13 protein-coding genes are annotated in these 17470 nt (G+C 62.4%); 5 read left to right on the top strand and 8 right to left on the bottom strand.

Going from position 1 to position 17470, the window contains the following annotated elements:
• Window positions 1-61: 61 nt before the first annotated feature.
• From tssH to tssB, 7 genes are all read right to left on the bottom strand, one after another.
• Window positions 62-2605, bottom strand: a complete 2544-nt coding sequence (gene tssH / locus ACCC96_RS18305; RefSeq protein WP_413696532.1) for a type VI secretion system ATPase TssH — start codon at window positions 2603-2605, stop codon at window positions 62-64.
• A 2-nt stretch (window positions 2606-2607) separates the two neighbouring features.
• Window positions 2608-3633 carry a type VI secretion system baseplate subunit TssG gene (gene tssG, locus ACCC96_RS18310; RefSeq protein ID WP_413696533.1) on the bottom strand — a complete coding sequence of 342 codons (1026 nt, stop codon included), beginning with the start codon at window positions 3631-3633 and terminating at the stop codon, window positions 2608-2610.
• A complete protein-coding gene (tssF, locus tag ACCC96_RS18315) occupies window positions 3597-5390 on the bottom strand; it encodes a type VI secretion system baseplate subunit TssF (RefSeq protein WP_413696534.1) in 1794 nt (597 codons plus the stop codon). Before tssF ends, tssG begins: the two co-directional genes overlap by 37 nt.
• Complete coding sequence (gene tssE / locus ACCC96_RS18320) at window positions 5374-5817, bottom strand: type VI secretion system baseplate subunit TssE (RefSeq protein ID WP_258668705.1); 444 nt, start codon at window positions 5815-5817, stop codon at window positions 5374-5376. Before tssE ends, tssF begins: the two co-directional genes overlap by 17 nt.
• A gap of 15 nt (window positions 5818-5832) precedes the next feature.
• The gene (locus tag ACCC96_RS18325; RefSeq protein ID WP_007937704.1) at window positions 5833-6330 is read right to left on the bottom strand and encodes an Hcp family type VI secretion system effector; all 498 of its coding nucleotides are present in this window, start codon (window positions 6328-6330) and stop codon (window positions 5833-5835) included.
• A gap of 259 nt (window positions 6331-6589) precedes the next feature.
• On the bottom strand, window positions 6590-8077 hold the full coding sequence (gene tssC, locus ACCC96_RS18330; protein WP_019648924.1) for a type VI secretion system contractile sheath large subunit: 1488 nt from the start codon (window positions 8075-8077) through the stop codon (window positions 6590-6592).
• 29 nt (window positions 8078-8106) lie between these two features.
• Window positions 8107-8655: a type VI secretion system contractile sheath small subunit gene (tssB, locus tag ACCC96_RS18335; RefSeq protein ID WP_026331704.1), complete on the bottom strand. Its 549-nt coding sequence runs from the start codon at window positions 8653-8655 to the stop codon at window positions 8107-8109.
• A gap of 228 nt (window positions 8656-8883) precedes the next feature.
• Here tssB and ACCC96_RS18340 point away from each other — a divergent pair, with 228 nt between their 5' ends.
• The 5 genes from ACCC96_RS18340 to tssA all read left to right on the top strand — a co-directional run bounded on the left by ACCC96_RS18340 (window position 8884) and on the right by tssA (window position 16426).
• Entirely contained in the window at window positions 8884-9333 is a 450-nt protein-coding gene (locus ACCC96_RS18340; RefSeq protein ID WP_018929661.1) for a hypothetical protein, read from the top strand.
• Window positions 9334-9399: 66 nt separating this feature from the next.
• Window positions 9400-10731 (top strand): type VI secretion system baseplate subunit TssK, encoded by a 1332-nt coding sequence (tssK, locus tag ACCC96_RS18345; protein ID WP_413696535.1) that lies wholly within the window; start codon window positions 9400-9402, stop codon window positions 10729-10731.
• Window positions 10732-10749: 18 nt separating this feature from the next.
• Window positions 10750-11517, top strand: coding sequence for a DotU family type IV/VI secretion system protein (locus tag ACCC96_RS18350; RefSeq protein WP_258668698.1), 768 nt, complete (start codon window positions 10750-10752; stop codon window positions 11515-11517).
• The gene (locus ACCC96_RS18355) at window positions 11514-15332 is read left to right on the top strand and encodes a type VI secretion system protein (RefSeq protein WP_413696536.1); all 3819 of its coding nucleotides are present in this window, start codon (window positions 11514-11516) and stop codon (window positions 15330-15332) included. Before ACCC96_RS18350 ends, ACCC96_RS18355 begins: the two co-directional genes overlap by 4 nt.
• Complete coding sequence (gene tssA / locus ACCC96_RS18360; RefSeq protein ID WP_349747296.1) at window positions 15329-16426, top strand: type VI secretion system protein TssA; 1098 nt, start codon at window positions 15329-15331, stop codon at window positions 16424-16426. Before ACCC96_RS18355 ends, tssA begins: the two co-directional genes overlap by 4 nt.
• Here tssA and ACCC96_RS18365 read toward each other — a convergent pair.
• Window positions 16423-17394: a 2-hydroxyacid dehydrogenase gene (locus ACCC96_RS18365; RefSeq protein ID WP_019648929.1), complete on the bottom strand. Its 972-nt coding sequence runs from the start codon at window positions 17392-17394 to the stop codon at window positions 16423-16425. The two genes, tssA and ACCC96_RS18365, sit on opposite strands and share 4 nt — an antisense overlap.
• Window positions 17395-17470: the final 76 nt, after the last annotated feature.

Consider the following 17470-nt stretch of genomic DNA (forward strand, 5'->3'; position numbering starts at 1 on the left):
CCATTAGTTGTGTCCGCTCGGTGAGTCAATAAGTAGAAGTTTCAGTCTGGTCGTCCTGGCATTACTCCAACACCCACTCCGCCAACTTCCCCGTCACCTGGGTCATCAACACATTCTCAACATCCCTTGCCCCGGCAGCACTGCACTTGGCCAACACCGCCTGCACAATCCCGGCATCGAACTCAAACTGCTTGCCGGTCGCGGCCTTGTACCGGCCGCGCAATTTCTCCAGCTTCGCCAACACAATTCCTTCCAGCGTCGTTTCATCCAGCGGCCGATACGCCACCACCGTCATGCGCGCCAGAAACGCCGGGCGAAAGGCTTTCAGCAGCACGTGATGCAGCGATTCGTTGAAGGCATCGGTGCCCAGTTGCGCGGTCGGTGTGTCGAGCAGTAACTCAGCCCCGACGTTGCTGGTGGCCAGCATCACGGTGTTTTTGAAGTCCACCACCAGCCCGGTGCCGTCTTCCATCACGCCTTTGTCGAAGACGTTGTAGAAAGCTTCGAGCACGTCCGGGTGGGCCTTTTCGATTTCGTCGAGCAGCACCACTGAGTAGGGTTTGCGCCGCACCGCTTCGGTGAGTACACCGCCGCTGCCGTAGCCGACGTAGCCGGGCGGGGCGCCTTTGAGTTGGCTGACGGTGTGGGCTTCTTGGTATTCGGAAAGGTTGATGCTGATCAGGTTGCGTTCGCCGCCATACAGTGCGTCGGCCAGGGCGTAAGCGGTTTCGGTTTTGCCGACGCCGGTGGGGCCGACCAGCAGGAACACGCCGACCGGTTTTTGCGGGTCGGTGAGGCCGGCGCGATAGGCTTGCAGGCGTTGGGCGATGGTGTTCAGCGCAGTGCTCTGGCCCATGACGCGCAGGCCCATGCGCTGGCCGAGGGTGCGCACGGCGTGGGCTTCGTCGGCGAGCATCTTGCCCACCGGGATGCCGGTCCAGCCGGCGATCACGGCGGCCACGGTTTTGCCGTCGACCTGTTCCGGTACCAGCGGGTCGTCCTGGCGAATGGCGTCCAGACCGGCCTCCAGGCGCACCAGTTCGGCGGCCAGATGATCGATGCGGCTGTCGGTGGCTTCGTCCGGTTTATCGTTGTCGGCGCGTTCGCTCAAGGTGAGTAATTCGCGACGGGTTTCCAGCAGTTCGCGCACGGCGATCCGTTCTTCGTTCCAGCGGGTTTCCAGTTCGCGAATGGCCTGCACGTTACCCACGGATTCGGTTTCCAGCAGGGTGATGCGTTCACGGTGATCAAGCCCGGTGGCCTGTTCGCGGCGCAGGCGTTCGACTTCCTCCTTGAGACTTTGCTGGCGATGACGCAGGCTTTCCAGCGGTGGCGGCACGTCATGCTGGCCGAGGGCGACCCGGGCACACGCGGTGTCGAGCACGCTGATGGCCTTGTCCGGTAACTGGCGCCCGGAAATGTAGCGGTGGGACAGTTTCACCGCTTCGTGGATCGCCGCGTCCAGCACCTGCACACCGTGATGCTGTTCCAGTTTCGCGGCCACGCCACGGAGCATTTCCACGGCGGTGATTTCGTCCGGCTCCTCGACTTGCACCAACTGAAAACGCCGGGCGAGGGCCGGGTCTTTCTCGAAGTATTTCTTGTACTCAAGCCAGGTGGTCGCGGCCAGGGTGCGCAACTCGCCACGGGCCAGCGCCGGTTTCAGCAGGTTGGCCGCGTCGCTGCCGCCTTCCGCGCCGCCGGCGCCAATCAGCGTGTGGGCTTCGTCGATGAACAGAATGATCGGCTTGTCGGCGCTGCGCACCGCGTCGATCACGCCTTTGAGGCGCTGCTCGAACTCGCCCTTGACCCCGGCGCCAGCTTGCAACAGACCGAGGTCGAGTACCCGCAGGCTGACTTCCTGCAACGACGGCGGCACATCGCCGGCGGCAATGCGCAACGCCAGGCCTTCGACCACCGCCGTCTTGCCCACCCCCGGTGCGCCGACCAGGATCGGGTTGTTCTGCCGACGGCGCAGCAGGATGTCGATGCACTGACGAATCTCGCCGTCGCGGCCGACGATGGGGTCGATGCGCCCGGCGTGGGCATCGGCGGTCAGGTCCTGGGTGAACTGGTCGAGCACCGAATCCTGTTTCGGTTGCGGATGGCCGGTACTGACCGGCCGCGTGCCGCCAACGTGTTCGCGCGAGTTTTCGGTCCACTCCAGCAAATTACTGCGCAAGGCTTCCCGTGGAATTTTCAACAGCGACGAGGCGCTATTGAGCAGCAAGCTGCGACGTTCATCACGGTCGAGCAGGGCCAGCAGCAGCAAACCGGAGCGGATGCTCTCCAGGCCAAGCACACTGGCCTGAACCACCGCGTCTTCAAGCAGGCCGATGGTGTGCGCCGAAAGCGCCGGGGTGCGGGTGCTGCCGGATTTGAACAGTTCCAGGGCCTTGTTGATTTCCGCCGTCAGGGCATCGCGCTCCAGTCCGAAACGCGGCAGCAGCCAGGCGAAGTCACCGCCCTCGATGTCCAGCAACTCCAGCAGCAAGTGTTCGATTTCGACGTAATGATGACCCCGTTGCAGGCAGCGCTGCGCGGCCCGTTCGAGGGCGCGGCGGTTATCCGGGTTGAGGCGTCCGATCAGGCTGGCCAGTTCCATGTTCAGGTGATCTCCAGCTGACGAAGGCGGGTTTCGATCCGTTGCACGGCAAGGCTGGTCTGGCGTTGCAGGCCGCCGTTCCAACTGAGCAAGGGCGGGGCCTGGCGACCGAGTTTCATCGGACTGGCACCGCGCACCAACAGCACCAGTGTGCAATCCAGGTCGGGGCCGAAATACAGCGCGCTGAGACTGGCCAGCGCCGGATGGGCTTCACCGTCCGGCAGAAACCACGCGGCCTGCGCCGAGGTCAGCGGGCCGAGGGTCAGGCGGATGCCGGCGTGTTCATCCCAGACCCGAGTGCCGGCCACCGCGCTGCGGCCCAGTTGCAGATTGCGCCCGCCCGGTTGCAGTCGACTGCGACTGGCCGGCGGAATCTCCCGCCAGGCACCTTCATAGGCGCTGAGTTCTACCGGCAGTTCGAAGTGCTCGCGCACGATCGCGGCGAAACCGGCCAGGGAGCGACGACCGTCGGCAAATAGCGCGCTGCACGCCAGTACCGCAGAGTCGGGTACGGCCTGGCGTTCCTGCAAGGCTTTGGGCAACAGCCCGGTCAGCGCCCGCAGTTGCGCCTGCACCGGCGACGCGCCGGGGGCTGTGAAGCCGACGGCGATCCGGTGTTTGCGCATCACCTTGTACAGCAGGCTGAGCAAGCGATGCTGGAACAGGTCGAGGAATTCGGCCGGGGCATAGTCCTTGGCGCGGGCCCGTTGTTGCAGCCATTCCTGATAGGCGTAGGGCAGGGGGCCGTCCGGCCCGCCGAGGCCAAACACTGGTGTCGTGAGCGTCGGGGGCTGGTCAGCTTCCTGAGTCAGGCTTTCGATTTCACTGGCGGAAAACAGCGGCGTAAGCGGCCCGCGCAGGCGCAAGGCTTCCGCTTGAGGGGCGGTGCCGCTGCCCAGGGATTCGGCTTGCGGGTGTTCGCGCTCCAGCAGCAACAATGCTTGCAGCAACTGGAACGCCTGCGGATCGCGCCGCAGCTTCTGACTCAGGCTCAGAGGGACAGCGGCATGCCGGCTTGGGGTTGCCATGTCTTGACCTCCTTGTCTGACTGGACCAGAACCGTGCGCACGAAGCGATTGGCCGTGGCATAGAGTGAAAAGAACTGCGCCAGCACCGCGGAAAACAACACCGCGCTGCTGCCGACGAAATGCTGCGGATCGAGTTGCAGCTGAACCTCCAGCCCATTGCGCCAGCCGCGCCACGCGTCTTCGCCGACGTGGGCGATCACTCGTTCGCAGCCGAGGCTTAACAAGCCGTCGATTTGCCGCAAGGCGCTGGCCTCGTCACGCAGGTTGTGCAACTGGAGGATTTCCTTGAGGGCATCCAGCGCCTGCGGCCCCTCGACCAGTGACAAATGATTGAGGGTCAATTGCGACACCAGCCGCCAACGGGATTCGCCATCCAGTCGCGGCAGACTCTGCGGGCTCGGCGGGTTGCGCAAACGGGCCCAGGCCACCGGCCCCGGTCGTTCGAAACCCAGGGGCGTGCCGGCCGGCAGGCTCTGGGCCAGATGCCGGTTGGTGCACAGCAGTTCGGCGGTGAGGCTGTATTCGCTGGCCTCGGTCAGCGGATCGAGCCGGGTGTCCACCAGGCTCACCATCAGGTCGGTGCCCAGCCGATTCGGGGTCATGCCGCTGACCCGTCGCGCATGCCAATAGCACTGTTTGTCGCCGCCGATATGCTGGCTGCCGTAATACGCTGGCACCCGTTGCACGCCCTGGCTTGAGCTGGCGCGCATGGCGCGGATGCTGTGGATCTCGACGCTGTTTTCCCGGTGACTGTCGGCGACCAGGCGATACTCGCTGCGGGTGCCGTCCGGGCGCAGTGGTTCCGAGGTACGTGGAAACAGGTTGATCACCGGTGCGCAGCCCAGGGCGAAGTCGCTGGCCTGAAGGTGCAGGCGGTTGGCCGGGGCGCGGTCGAACACGATGTACAGGTACAGCGTCTGGCTGTCGCTGGAGGCGCCGGCCAATGGAATGTCGAAGAAGTTGAATTTGTCCGGGAACGCAAAGTACTCGGCGAGCAGGCGCATGCCCGGATGCACGCCGTCCTCGTCCGGCAACAGCACTTCGTCGCTGGCAAAACCGACGATTTGCGGTAACCCCGCCAGCATGACCGGCACGCTGCCGACCGGTCCGGCCAGCACCTTCACCGCGTGGGCGCCGAGTAGGTCATACAGGCAGGCGTTGATCACCGGTGAGGCGGCCAGGTGCACGCGCAATTGTTTGATGGCCAGCGTCGACCACTGGCTCTCACCCAGGCAACGCAGGCTCAGGCGCAAGGCCGAGCGTGCTTGCGCCACACCGGTCAGGGCCTGGGCTTCATCGCTGCCCAGCAGCAGCGCTTCGTTGATTTCCACCGGCCACAATCGAACCGCGGCGCTGGTGCGAAAGTGGATGCTCTCGCCTTTGCTGGTGGTGACGAATAGCGGTGTGTCGCGGGGCAATGGATAACCATCGTTCAAGTTGCCCTTGCTCGGGTCCGGCTCGAACTGCACGATCGCGCAGGACGGCAACGGCCGCATGGCCAACGGGTAAAGCTGTTCGAGCAAGGCGTCGCTGAACTCGGCATAGTCGTCATCGAGCCGCCGTTGCAGGCGTGCCGCGAGCAGGGCGAAACCTTCAAGTAGCCGCTCGACATGTGGGTCGGGGCATTCACCGGGGGACAGTTCCAGGCGTCTGGCGACCTTGGGATATCGCTCGGCAAAAATGCTCCCGGCGTGGCGCAGCCAGGTCAGTTCGCGTTGGTAGTAATCGAGCAGTTGCGGGTCAATCGAGTCGCTCATGACGCACCTCAAGACCATGGCTGGCCTTCTCGATGACAAAGGCCACGGGCCAGTGCTGCTGGCCGCTGCGTAACTCGCCCACCAGCCGAATGCTCAGTTGCTGCGGATGGCCGGGGACCGGATTGACCTGGACCTCGCCCAGTTGCAGGCGCGGTTCGAAATGGCTGATGGCCTCGCGGATTTCCCGTGCCAACTGACGACGGTCATCGCTGCGCTGCTGTTGCAAGGCGGTCCAGTCAGCGATGCCGTAGTCGAGAATGCTCGGCGGGGAGGTCAGCGGACGTGAGCCGCGTCGGGTGTTGAACAGGCGCAGCAACTCCGTGTGCACCGAGTCGAGCAGCCCCTGGCGATCGAACACCTGCACGGTGTCGACCTCGCTGGCGGCGAGGCGCTCGAACAACGGTGGGAGCATGCCGGTGCCTGCCATGGCCGACGCGTCCGCTTACTTGACGAGCTTGTTGGCGGCCATGTCCCAGGTCGAGGCGGCCGTGCCTTCCTTGGTGCCGTCGTCTTTCTGGGCGGTGAGCTCCCACTTGATCTTGGTGAAGTTCAGGGAAATGGTTTCCACCGGTTTGCCACCCGTGCCGCCGCTGACGCTGACGTTGGACAGCACCACGTTGGTCAGGGTGTAGATGATGAACGGCATCAACTGACCGCTGCCTTCGGCGGCGTTACGGCCGATGGTGATCTTGGCTTCCGGGATCGGTTTGCCGGCGCAGCAATATTCGTTGAGGGAGGGCGTCGAGCTGTCGACGAATTTGGTCAGGGTGAACTCGCCGATGTGCGGCTTGCCGGAGGTCCGCTCCGAGTTGCTGACGTCGTTGGTCACCTGCATGGCCACGTTGTGGCTGTAGGACATGACTTCGATCTTGTCCTTGTAACCCTCAAGCAGGCTATCGCCTTTGATGTCGCCGCCGAGGTCGAGAATGATTGCATCCATCGCATGAAACTCCTGAAGATTATCGCGATAAGTGGGGGTGAATGCCCAATTCAATCAATTAAGCCAAACACTGAGCCTGTTAAGCCGAACACCGAACCTGTAAGGCCACACACCGAACCCGTGGCGAGGGAGCTTGCTCCCGCTGGACTGCGTAGCAGTCCCATTTTTTGGGGCCGCTTCGCACCCCAGCGGGAGCAAGCTCCCTCGCCACAAGTTTTAGTGGAACCACAGACCTCAATGGGGCCACAGGTTGCAGTGGTCAGGCGGCTACCGGTGGCGGCAGGGTCGCGACCAGGCGGATCGATGCGGTCAGTTCCTCAAGCTGGAAGTGCGGCCGCAGGAACACCGTGGCCTTGTAGGCTCCCGGCTTGCCGGCGACCTCGGTCACATCCACCCGGGCTTCACGCAACGGGTACTGCGCCTTGATCTCTTGCGGCGCGTTGTCGTTGATCAGCACGTAGTCGGCGATCCAGTTGTTGAGGTAGGTCTGCACGTTGTCGCGGGTCATGAAGCTGCCGACTTTGTCGCGCATGATCACCTTCAGGTAGTGCGCGAAACGCGAGGCCGCGAGCACGTACGGCAGCATCGCCGAAATACGCGCGTTGGCGTTCGCCTCGTTGGTGTTGTAGACCTTGGACTTGTTGGTGGTCTGGCCGCCGAAGAACACCGCCACGTCGCTGTTTTTCTTGTGGCACAGGGCGATGAAGCCGAGGTCGTTGAGCTCTTTCTCGCGACGGTCGGTGATCGCCACTTCGGTCGGGCATTTGAGCGACAGGTCGCCGGAGGTTGTACGGAAGGTATGGGCCGGCAGGCCTTCCACCGCACCACCGCCTTCGGCACCGCGAATCGCCGCGCACCAGCCGTATTTGGCGAAGGCTTCGGTGATCCGTTGCGACAAGGCCCACGCGGCGTTGCCCCACAGGTATTTGCCGTGGTCGCTGCCGTTGACGTCTTCGACGTAGTTGATGCCTTCCACCGGCGACGTGTCAGGACCGTAAGGCAGGCGCAGCAGGAAGTGCGGCAGCACCAACGATACGTAGCGCGAATCTTCGCTTTCACGGAACGAGCGCCACTTGATCAGCTCCTGGCTCTCGAACACTTTCGACAGATCCCGTGGCACGGCCAGTTCGGTGAAGCTGTTCATGTCGAACAACCGAGGGCTGGCGGCGGCAATGAATGGCGCATGGGCGGCCGCCGCAACGTTCGACAGTTTCTCCAGCAGGCCGATGTCCTGCGGGTGCCGACCGAAGGTGTAGTCACCCACCAGCAGGCTGAACGGATGGCCACCGAAGGTGCCGTATTCCTCTTCGTAGATCTTCTTGAACAGTGCGCTCTGGTCGAACTCGACGGCTTTTTCCAGGTCGTTCTGCAGCTCTTTCTGGGTCACGTTGAGCAGGCGCAATTTCAGCCGGGAACTGGTCTCGGTGTTCTTTACCAACAAATGCAGGCCGCGCCAGGAGGCTTCAAGTTTCTGCAGGTCCGGGTGGTGCAGCACTTCGTTCAGTTGAGCGCTGATCAGCTCGTCGATCTGGCTGATGCGGTCGTTGATCATCGCCACGGTGTCCTTGTCGACGGCCATGCCCTCATCGAGGACCTGGGTGGCGAATTCCGCGAGCATGTCGCGGGCGTAATCCTGTTGGCTGTCGTCATGGGCCATGCGGCCTTTGGCGATTATTTCATCGAGCAAGGACAAGGTCTCGCTTGCACTGTCACTGGCTTGGGTCTGGGCGGCGGATGAGGCGGGCATGGCAAAATTCTCCCTGGGTGGATGAGCGATCAGGCTTGCGGTTCAGCCGGTGCTTCGCTGTCGCCAGCAGGAGCGGGAGCGGCGGTGTCCGGACGAGCCGACTTGATCTCTTGCAGTCCCTCGGTGTTGGCAATGACGTCACGCAGCAGCTTGTCCAGATCATCGTTGCCATCGAGTTTGGTCAGCAGGTCGCGCAGACGTTGACGCGCTTCGAACAGGCGCCGCAGCGGAGTGACTTGCTCGACCACCTTGACCGGATCGAAGTCATCGATGTGTTTGAAGTTGAGCTCGATGTTGAGCTTGCTGTCGTCGCCGCTGAGGGTGTTGTTGACCTGCAAGGTGGCGCGCGGGCCGATCGAGGCGAGGACTTCATTGAAGTTGTCGCGGTCGATTTCGGTGAAACGCCGTTCATTCAATTTCGGGAGTGGTTCGAGAGGCTTGCCGGAGAGGTCGGCAAGAATACCGACAACCAATGGCAATTCTTTCTTCTCGATCGCGTTGCCGATTTCGACGTCGTAGGTGATTTGCACCCGGGGTGGGCGAACCCTGTCTAGCTTGTGCTGAGTACTTTCTGCCATGGTGGCTGACTCCGATGCATGAGGCGGGAGCAATGCATCGGGAGGCCCGTTTCATCGCATTCCCTTACTGGACCGTAGGTTAGAAAGGGAGGGCAGAGGACCTGTCATTCCTTTGACGAACCTTCCACATTCGTCGTGCCGACCGAACTACCCAAGACGCTAGAACAGGTCTATAAAAAAGCAAACGAAAAACGTTTTTGGACCGTGTCGAGAAAAGGAAAATTCATTTTGTACGCACGTCTTTTTTCTTTGCTTGTGCTCCTGTCGTTCGCCGGGTGTTCGTTGTTCGGACCTCGCGTCGATCTCGATAACCTGACGCTGGACGTCGCGCCCCGCGCCAACGACGACACCCCGATTGCGGTGGACTTCATTGCGGTGAACGACGCGGATCTGCTCAAGCAATTGTCGGGCATCACCGCTCGCCAGTGGTTCGCCGAACGGGAGCAGTATCAGCGCGACTACCGGCAGCTGATGACGGTCTGGGGACTGGAGCTGGTGCCCGGTCAATTCATCGACAAACAACCCTTCCCGTTGGGGGGCAAGCGGGCGGCTGGACTTTTAGTCTTCGCCAGCTATACCACTCCCGGAGCACACCGGTTGCGGCTGGACGATCAAAGCAACGCCTGGCTCAAGTTCGACAGTCGCGAGATGACACTGGTCAGCGACCACCCGAACTGAACACAGGATTGCTCCCACAAGGGCTGATGTTCAAGCCAGGCACCACAAGAGGTCGAAGGGAATCGTATGAGTCTGCTTCCTGACGCGGTTTGCTGGCATGAGGGCATGCAGTTGCTGCCCCAGCATTTTCAGTTGCAAGGGCTGCGGGCCGAGGCGTTGGTAGCGCATTTCGCCCAGGCGTGTAATCCATGGTTCTGGGGCGTGACCCGCGTTGAATTCGATCCCTCGGCACTGAGCGCCGGGCTGGTGCGTCTAATCAATTTGCAGGCGACGTTGCCGGACGGTTTACCAGTCAATTTGCAGGCCGGTGTCGGGCCGATGCTGGAGCTCGACGTCAGTGAGGCGATCGATGCCACGGACAATGCCACCGTCACCGTTTACCTGGCGGTCAGCCCGCTGTGGCGTGCCGGTCAGTTGCTGCCGCTCAAGGGGCGATTGCAGTCCGTCGTCGGCGACGCTTTGCCGGATCTCACCAGCGGCGAGTACCCCGAATCGATCACGGTGTGGCGTCCGAATCCGCGTTTGTGCACGCAACTGAACAAGGCCGATTCGGTCTGCCTGCCGCTGCTGAGGATTCGCAAGGAAGGTGGCGGCTTTCTTGCGTTGCCTTACACACCGCCGACGCCGTGCCTGTTGCCCGAGTCGGTGGTGGGCCGGCGCGTGGCGGGACTGTGTGCCAGGGCGCGGGAGAAATGCATGTTCCTCGCCGGTCGTTTGCGCCAGGCGCAGCAGGCCGGCAATCAGGACGACGCGATGGAAATTCGGCGTCAGTTGACGGCGCTCTGGGCGCGACTGCCGGAAGTCGAAGGTCTGCTGAACAGTCGCGTGGCCACGCCGCAGGCGCTGTATGGCTTGCTGCTCGGGTTGGCCGGCGCCTGGTCGGCGCTCGATCCATTGGCGGGTGTTCCGGCGTTCGCCCCGCTGGATTTTCTGGAGTTGCAGCGCGGCTATGAAACGGTGCTCGACTGGCTGGAAAAGACCCTCGAACTGATCCGCGCCGGCTATCGCAGCCTGGCGTTCGAACGCAACGAACAATCCTTCTCGATTCAATTGCCCGACGACCAGCCGAGCCAACGGCTGGTCATCGGTTTGCGCATGCCCAATGGCGCCAGCGAGCAGGCCGCCAGCGAATGGCTGAGCGGAGCGATCATCGCCTCGCAGCCGCACATCCCGTTGCTCAGCCGTCAGCGCATGAGCGGTTTGTCCCATGAGGCCATGAGCCGCAATGAGCAAGTGGCCTACGGCGTCGGCGACGATACGCGGTTGTTCGTGGTGACGGCCGAAGGCCAATGGTTCGACGGGCAGTTGCCGTTGCTGATTGCCGCACCGGCTTCCAGGCTGGCCAGCAGTCCATGGCAAGTGGTGTTGTTTGTGGCCCAGGCGAGTGAAAGTGCTTGATCGAGGAAGGAACGTCATATGTCTGAGGGGAATGCCGGGACAGGTACACGAGGCCTGAACGAAGCGCCGCTGAGCAGTGCTTTTCGCCAGGCCTGGCAGCAATGGTCCCAGGACTGGAGCCAGTTGCCCAAGGACAGCGAAGACGAAGCGCTGGTGGAAGCGGTGGTCGAACTCTCCACGCAAATCTCCCAGCGACTCTGGCGAACCGCTTTTGCCAAAGTCGGTGACGCCGCCACTGAACAAGTCAAAGCGCTGGTCTATGCCTTTGTCGCGCTGGTCGATGAAACCTTGCTGTTCACGCCGTGGCCGGGCCAGTCGGCCTGGCAGGATAAACCCCTGGAATCGCGAATGTACGCCAGCCGCCAGGCCGGCGAGCGGATACCGTTGGCGATCAAGGAGCTGCTGGATGAGCAAATCCCTACCACTCGCGATCTGGCCAATGTCTATTTGCAGTGCCTGGTGCTGGGCTTTCAGGGGCGTCTGCGGGGCGAACAGAATCAGGCCCAGCATGAAAAATGGCGCCTGGCGCTGTTCACCTTTGCCTGGCAGCACGAGGCGGATTATGCCGACGTCAGTGCCCGGCTCGAACAACCTTCGGCGGTGACGCCGCTGCAATTGCCGGTGCGTCTTTCGTTGCCCGATGGCTTTCGCCTGGGGTTGGGAATTCTTGCCGTGGTCCTGTTGCTGACCGGTTTGGGGCAGTTGTTCTGGCGTGACATTCGCCAGGAGCTCGAACCGGTCTTGCAACTGACCGATTCGGTGGCCACCTCGGAGCAAGACTCATGAGCACGCTGGGGATTATCGGTCTGATCATCGTCGTGCTGTTGGTGCTGGCGATTGTCTCCGTGGCGGTCTGGTGGTTGCGCACGCAAAGCGGCGCGGCGATCCGCAGTTTTTACCTGGCGGTGCGGCAGATGGAGCAGGAGCAAGGCACCCGGGATCGTTACCAGATTCCCTGGCTGCTGATGCTCGGCAACGAGACTCAGGGCACGCAGTTGTGCACCCAGTGGCGCTTGCAGCCCACCGACAAACCGAGCTGGTTCGGTCGCTGGTGGTCGGACCCCGAAGGTGCCGTATTGGTGGTGCCCCAGGCGCTGTTTTTGCCGGATGAAGGCATGCACCTGCAACGGGGTGGCTGGTGGCGCTTGCTGGGGTTGATCCTGCGCTTGCGCAGTCAGCGTCCGCTGGACGGCGTGATCTGGACGGTGCCGATCAGTCGGCTGGGCAATGCCGAGCAGGCGGCGGCCCTCGGCCTGGCGGCGCGTCGACGTTTTATCGATCTGTTGCAGCGCTTCGGTTTGAGTCTGCCGGTGTACGTGGTCGTTACCGGCATGGAAGATTTGCCGGGTTTTCAGGAGTTGATTAGCGCGCTGCCGGTCGAGGCTCGCGAACGCACACTCGGCTGGTCCTCGCCCCACGGACCCGATGCGGTGTGGCAAGCGCAATGGAGCGATCAGGCGCTGGATCAGGTCAACCGGGCCCTGGCGGAATCGATCATCGAAATCGGCGCCTTGTCCGGGCAGTTGAGCGTCGATCTGTACGGCTTGCCGGAACGCTTCGAAGCCTTGCGGCGGCATCTGCAATCCTTGCTGGAACCGGTTTTCCAGGGTAATGCGCAAGGCGAGGCGCCACGTTTTCGCGGTGTCTATTTCACCGCCAACCAGCCCTCGGACGACAGCGCCGACGGGTTTTCGGCCTACGACACCGGCTTGCAGCAGAGCGCTTTCGCCCGGCAACTGTGGCAGCGGCGGGTGGTCGCCGAGCGCGGTCTGGCTCAGGTGGTGCCGCGTCTGTTACGCCTGCGTCAGCGCTGGCAGCGCGTGACCGGTGGGGTGGCGCTGGTGGTCGCGCTGCTCTGGGGCGCTGGCATGCTGTGGGTGTGGCAGGACTCGGAAAAGGATGCCCATGAGTTGTCGCGCCTGATGCAAGGGGCGCAGAAAAATTACGTGGCGGTCACGGATGAATCTCATCGGCGGGAGGCGACCCGGCGTAACGTCCAGGGTTTCTGGCGGGTGCTGGAGAAGGCGCAGCGCTGGCGCTTCACCTCGGTGGTGTTTCCGACCTCCTGGTTCTCCTCGCTGGATGCGCAGTTGGAGAACGAATTGCGCCTCACCGCCCACAGCCATTTGTTGCTGCCGCTGCGCGATTTGTTGAGCGCGGATCTGGCGCAACTCAAGACCATTCGCAACACCGAACGACGGGGCAACGTCGAAAGCGAAGACCCGGCCCAATGGCAAAACTACGTCAAGGCCACGGAGCTGGTCGAGCGTGCGGTGAGTCTGGAGCAGCAGAACCAGTGGTTCAGTCAGGCGCTGAACAACACCAAGGCACCGCTCGAAGACCTGGTGTTGCTGAGCAACAACGCCCTGTCGCTGAACCTCAACGCTGGCACGTTGCACCGCGCCGGTTTTTACAACCGGGCGCTGCTGGATGTCGACAACAGTGAGTTGAAACCACTTGACCTGACCGTCGAGCGCGCGCAGATCGAGGAAAACTTCCTCGGGCTCATGGAGCGCTGGCTGGACCAGTATTTCCTTGCCGATAACTTCGTGCGTCAGGCCGGTTATCTGAGATTGCACCTGGAGCGACTGGAGGCCGGCAGCGGCAATTCCCTCACCGAACTGGAAGATCTGCGGGCGTTGATCGACGACCTGCAAGCGCTGGTCGGCTTGACCAACTCGGCGTGGAGCCGGGGCAAGGGACAGGATCTGGTGCCCGGTTACCGCGCGATGATGGACAAGGTGCGCCAAAGCACATTGCTTGGCCCGCAGGTCGAACAGCAACTGGATCAACAGGCGTCGAAGTTGCAGCAGAGCTTTCGTGACCAGTGGATCACCCAGGCCGGGGCCAGGGACAATTTGCTGATTCAGCAAGGCAGCGGGCAACTGGTCTTGCAGGAGCATGTGGTGCAGTTGAACAACGCCGTGCAGGCACTGTTCAAGCGTGATTTTGTCGCCATCGCCTTGCAGGCGGATCAGTCCGACGTCCCGGATGGGCAGGGGCGCGGTGTTGATGGCGACGACCTCGACAGTGCGCTGAACTACTTCGCCAGTTACAAGAGTTATGCCGCCGAAGAGCTGCCGCGCATCCCCCCGGCGTATCGTGGCGCGTTGCTGCAAGCGGCCGAAGGCGCGGTGGTCAAGGCCATGTTGTCGAGTCTGCGCGAGCATAATGCGCAGGTCCACAGCGGCGTCTTCAATGTGCAGGCAGCCCAGGCGATTGCCTTGCAGAAAGCCTTTGTCGAGGTGCGCCGCAGCGATCTGGCCACGCGTTTGCAAACCGCTTTGAACCGCCGCGCCCTGGCCGACATCGTCAGTGGCCTCGATGAAATCGTCGCCCAGCCGCTGTTCAGCGGGCGCACCGAAATCAGCCAGTGGGACGGCTCGAAAAACTTCGGCCTGCAACTGTACGGCGCCAATGACGTGCAGGATCTGAAGCTGAGCCTCAAGCAGCAGTTCAACACCATGCTCGGCATCACCGAACGCCGCACTTCGGCGCTGGAATGGCTGAAAGTCCAGCAACAGAACCTCTCGGCGCTGGATTACGAACGGGTGACGCAGTTCAGTGCGCTCAACGATGAACTGCTCAAATACAAAGAACAGAACCCCGCCAGTTCGCCAGCGCAGATCGAGCAGTTGGTGAGCCGCGACTTCATCGAAATGGACGTCGCGTCCTGTGGCCAGATCCTGCAAACCGCCAACCTGTCCGGCGGGCGCGGAACGTTGGCATTGCGCGCCGTGGAACTGCAACAAACCGCCATGCAGCGCTGCCAGTCCTTGCAACAGCAACAGGCCGCGGCGGCGTGGAATGAGCTGGCCAACTATTTCAACCAGTACCTGGCAGAGCGCTTTCCGTTTGCCAATGGCTTGCAGGCCAGCGACGCCGACCCGGCCCGGGTCCAGCATTTGCTGGAGCTGATCGACAAGCGTTTGCCGGTGGCGCAGGCCGGATTGGCCCTGAGCCAGACCCCGGAACGCTTGGCCGCCGAGGACTTTCTCAATCGTCTGAAGCAAGCCAGCACCTGGCTGGGGCCGATGTTCGTGCGCGACAAGAGCGGCGTGCTGGGGGTGGAGATGGATGTGCGCTGGCGCACCGATCGAGAGGAAGAGCGCGGTGCCGACCAGGTGATTGCCTGGGGCTTGAATGCTGGTAATCAACAAATCAGCTACCCCGGCGAGGCTCAGCAGAACCTGCGCTGGATGGTCGGCCAACCGGTCCGGCTGACCTTGCGTTGGGCCAGAAATGGCTATCAGCGTCCGGCCAACGATCCGTTACAGCCGAGCCTGGTGGTGCGGGATCTGGAAGCAGGTTGGGAGTACAGCGGTCCATGGTCGCTGTTGCGCTTGATGCGTTCGCACATGTCGGTGCAACGCCAACCCAGCATGGACTACACGGATTTTCCGTTGACCTTGCGCCTGCCCGTGACCACGCAGGCCAGCGCAGCGGAGCAAACCCTGATGTTTGTGCGCCTGTCGTTGATGACCCAGGGCTCGAAATTGCCGTTGTCCATCCAGCCCTTGCCGACCCGGGCTCCGCGTTCACCGTTCCTGGTGACGCGCTCAACCGCGGCGATTGAATCCCATGAGGAGGAGGGCCTGTGAATCAACCATCAACACCGTTGCCGGAACTGATTGCGCAACTGCTCGAACCGATCAGCAAGGAGGCGCCTTGTGGTCAGGATTTGCGTTATGAACCCGAGTTCGACCGGTTGCGCGAATTGCGCCGCGAGGATGACACCAGTTTGCCGACGGGGGTGTGGCAGTCGTCGATCAAGCGCGCCCAGTGGCCGGAGCTGGAAAAACTGGCCACGAGCCTGCTGCTCGAACGCAGCAAGGATTTGATGCTCAGCGCCTGGCTGGGGGAGGCCTGGCTGCATCAGGACGGGCTCGATGGGTTGCCGGGCAGCCTGGCGCTGGTGGCCGGGTTGTGCGAACGCTATCCCGAACACCTGCACCCACAGGCTGAGGATGGCGACCTGTCGTGGCGAGTGATACCGCTGGAATGGTTGGCTCGACGCTACGCTGAAGTGTTGCTGACCCGAGTGCCGTTGTTCGAACCGCGCAACCACGAATTCGATGGGTTCTGTCTGGACGCCTGGCGCCGGTTGCAGTTGCAACAGGTGCAGGGCAGCGACAGTAAAGCGGCCAAGACCTCGGCCGAGAACGCGCGCAACGAACAGAAAAAAATCACCGAACAGATTCGCGCCACACCGTTGTCATTCTGGTTGCGCAGCCAGGGAAGTCTGCTGCTCAGCCAGCAGCACTTGCAGCGCCTGGAGGTGTGGAGCGACGCTTTTCTCGGAAATCAGGCCCCAGGCTTCAAGGCGCTGCAGGACGTGATCGACGCGTTGTTGACGCTGGTTCAGGAGTTTATCGCCATGCATCCACGAAAACCGACCCCGGCACCTCCGGTCGAAACGCCAGTGGTGGCTGCATCGAGCCCCAGCTCGACCGCTGCGCCTGAAGTCCTTGCAGTGCCCCAGGTGTTCAGCGAACCGGCGAATCGTGAAGAGGCGTACCGGCAGTTGCTGCTGATCGCCGAGTACCTGGCGCGCACCGAACCCCACAGCCCGGTGCCCTATCTGATCAAGCGGGGAGTGGAGTGGGGCAACAAACCCCTGAGCGAGCTGCTGGGCGAACTGATCAGCGCCGATGCCGAATCCCGACGACTCTGGACACTGTTGGGCGTTCTTTAGTGATTGAGTCGGGTGGTTGTCGACGGTGGCGGCAACGCAATGGGCGTCAGTACCGGTTGACCGGAAAAAAACGCCGTCAGGTTTTTGCCGGCCAGTTCGACGGTGCCTTGGGTGGCCTCCGGGGACAATCCGGCGACATGCGGCGTCAGAATCACGTTGGCCAACCCCTTGAGGGCGTCCGGTACCTGGGGTTCGTGGTCGAAGACATCCAGCGCGGCACCGGCGATCCGCCGCTGTTCAAGCGCGGTGATCAGGTCCGCCGTGACGACCACGCTGGCTCGGGCGATGTTGACGAGGAATCCGTTGGGCCCCAGGGCGTCGAGCACTTGCCGGTTGATCAGGTGTTGGGTGCCGATCCCGCCTGGGGTGGCAACTATCAGAAAGTCTGAATGGCGTGCCAGCTCGGTAGGCGTCGAGCAATAGCTGTACGGCACATCGCTGCGATGCTGACGGTTGTGGTAACTCACTCTCATATCGAAGCCGTTGGCGGCACGTTTGGCGATAGCGAGGCCAACGGCACCGAGGCCGAGGATGCCTATGTGTTTGCCGGACAGCGAAGGACGCATGATTTTCGGCCACTCGCCCCGACGGACGGCAGCATCGGCCCGAGGGATGTCACGAACCAGTGCCAGCAGCAACGCCATGGCGTGATCGGCAACGGAAGAGGCATTGACGCCGGCACCGTTGGTGACAGTGATGCCCCGGTTGACGGCGGCCTGCAGGTCGACGTGTTCGTAACCGGCGCCGATCACGCAAATGATCTTGAGGTTGGGCAGGGCGGCGATTTCATTGGCATACAGGCCCAACGGGCCACGCGTCAGCACCGCATCGATCTGGCTGCCCTGGCGGGCAATGGCGGCAGCGCGCTCGGCCGGGGTTGGGGCCAGGATCAAATGAAACCCCTGATGTTCGAGAATCGGCAGGTATTCATTGATGGTTTCAACCAGTACCAGAACGGTTGCGGTCATGCTGGGCTCCTGTGGGCAGCGGAGTGTCGGGGCTCGAACGTCGCGTCAGATTGCTGACTCCAGAGCAGATTGGCAA

The organism is Pseudomonas sp. Pseusp11 (assembly GCF_047304405.1).
GTDB lineage: Bacteria > Pseudomonadota > Gammaproteobacteria > Pseudomonadales > Pseudomonadaceae > Aquipseudomonas.

Coding starts and splice junctions, on each gene's coding strand:
- ACCC96_RS18350 (WP_258668698.1), top strand. CDS start 10,750: ATGTCTGAGGGGAATGCCGGGACAGGTACACGAGGCCTGAACGAAGCG.
- tssB (WP_026331704.1), bottom strand. CDS start 8,655: ATGGCAGAAAGTACTCAGCACAAGCTAGACAGGGTTCGCCCACCCCGG.
- tssF (WP_413696534.1), bottom strand. CDS start 5,390: ATGAGCGACTCGATTGACCCGCAACTGCTCGATTACTACCAACGCGAA.
- ACCC96_RS18325 (WP_007937704.1), bottom strand. CDS start 6,330: ATGGATGCAATCATTCTCGACCTCGGCGGCGACATCAAAGGCGATAGC.
- tssH (WP_413696532.1), bottom strand. CDS start 2,605: ATGGAACTGGCCAGCCTGATCGGACGCCTCAACCCGGATAACCGCCGC.
- tssK (WP_413696535.1), top strand. CDS start 9,400: ATGAGTCTGCTTCCTGACGCGGTTTGCTGGCATGAGGGCATGCAGTTG.
- tssE (WP_258668705.1), bottom strand. CDS start 5,817: ATGGCAGGCACCGGCATGCTCCCACCGTTGTTCGAGCGCCTCGCCGCC.
- tssG (WP_413696533.1), bottom strand. CDS start 3,633: ATGGCAACCCCAAGCCGGCATGCCGCTGTCCCTCTGAGCCTGAGTCAG.
- tssC (WP_019648924.1), bottom strand. CDS start 8,077: ATGCCCGCCTCATCCGCCGCCCAGACCCAAGCCAGTGACAGTGCAAGC.
- ACCC96_RS18365 (WP_019648929.1), bottom strand. CDS start 17,394: ATGACCGCAACCGTTCTGGTACTGGTTGAAACCATCAATGAATACCTG.
- ACCC96_RS18355 (WP_413696536.1), top strand. CDS start 11,514: ATGAGCACGCTGGGGATTATCGGTCTGATCATCGTCGTGCTGTTGGTG.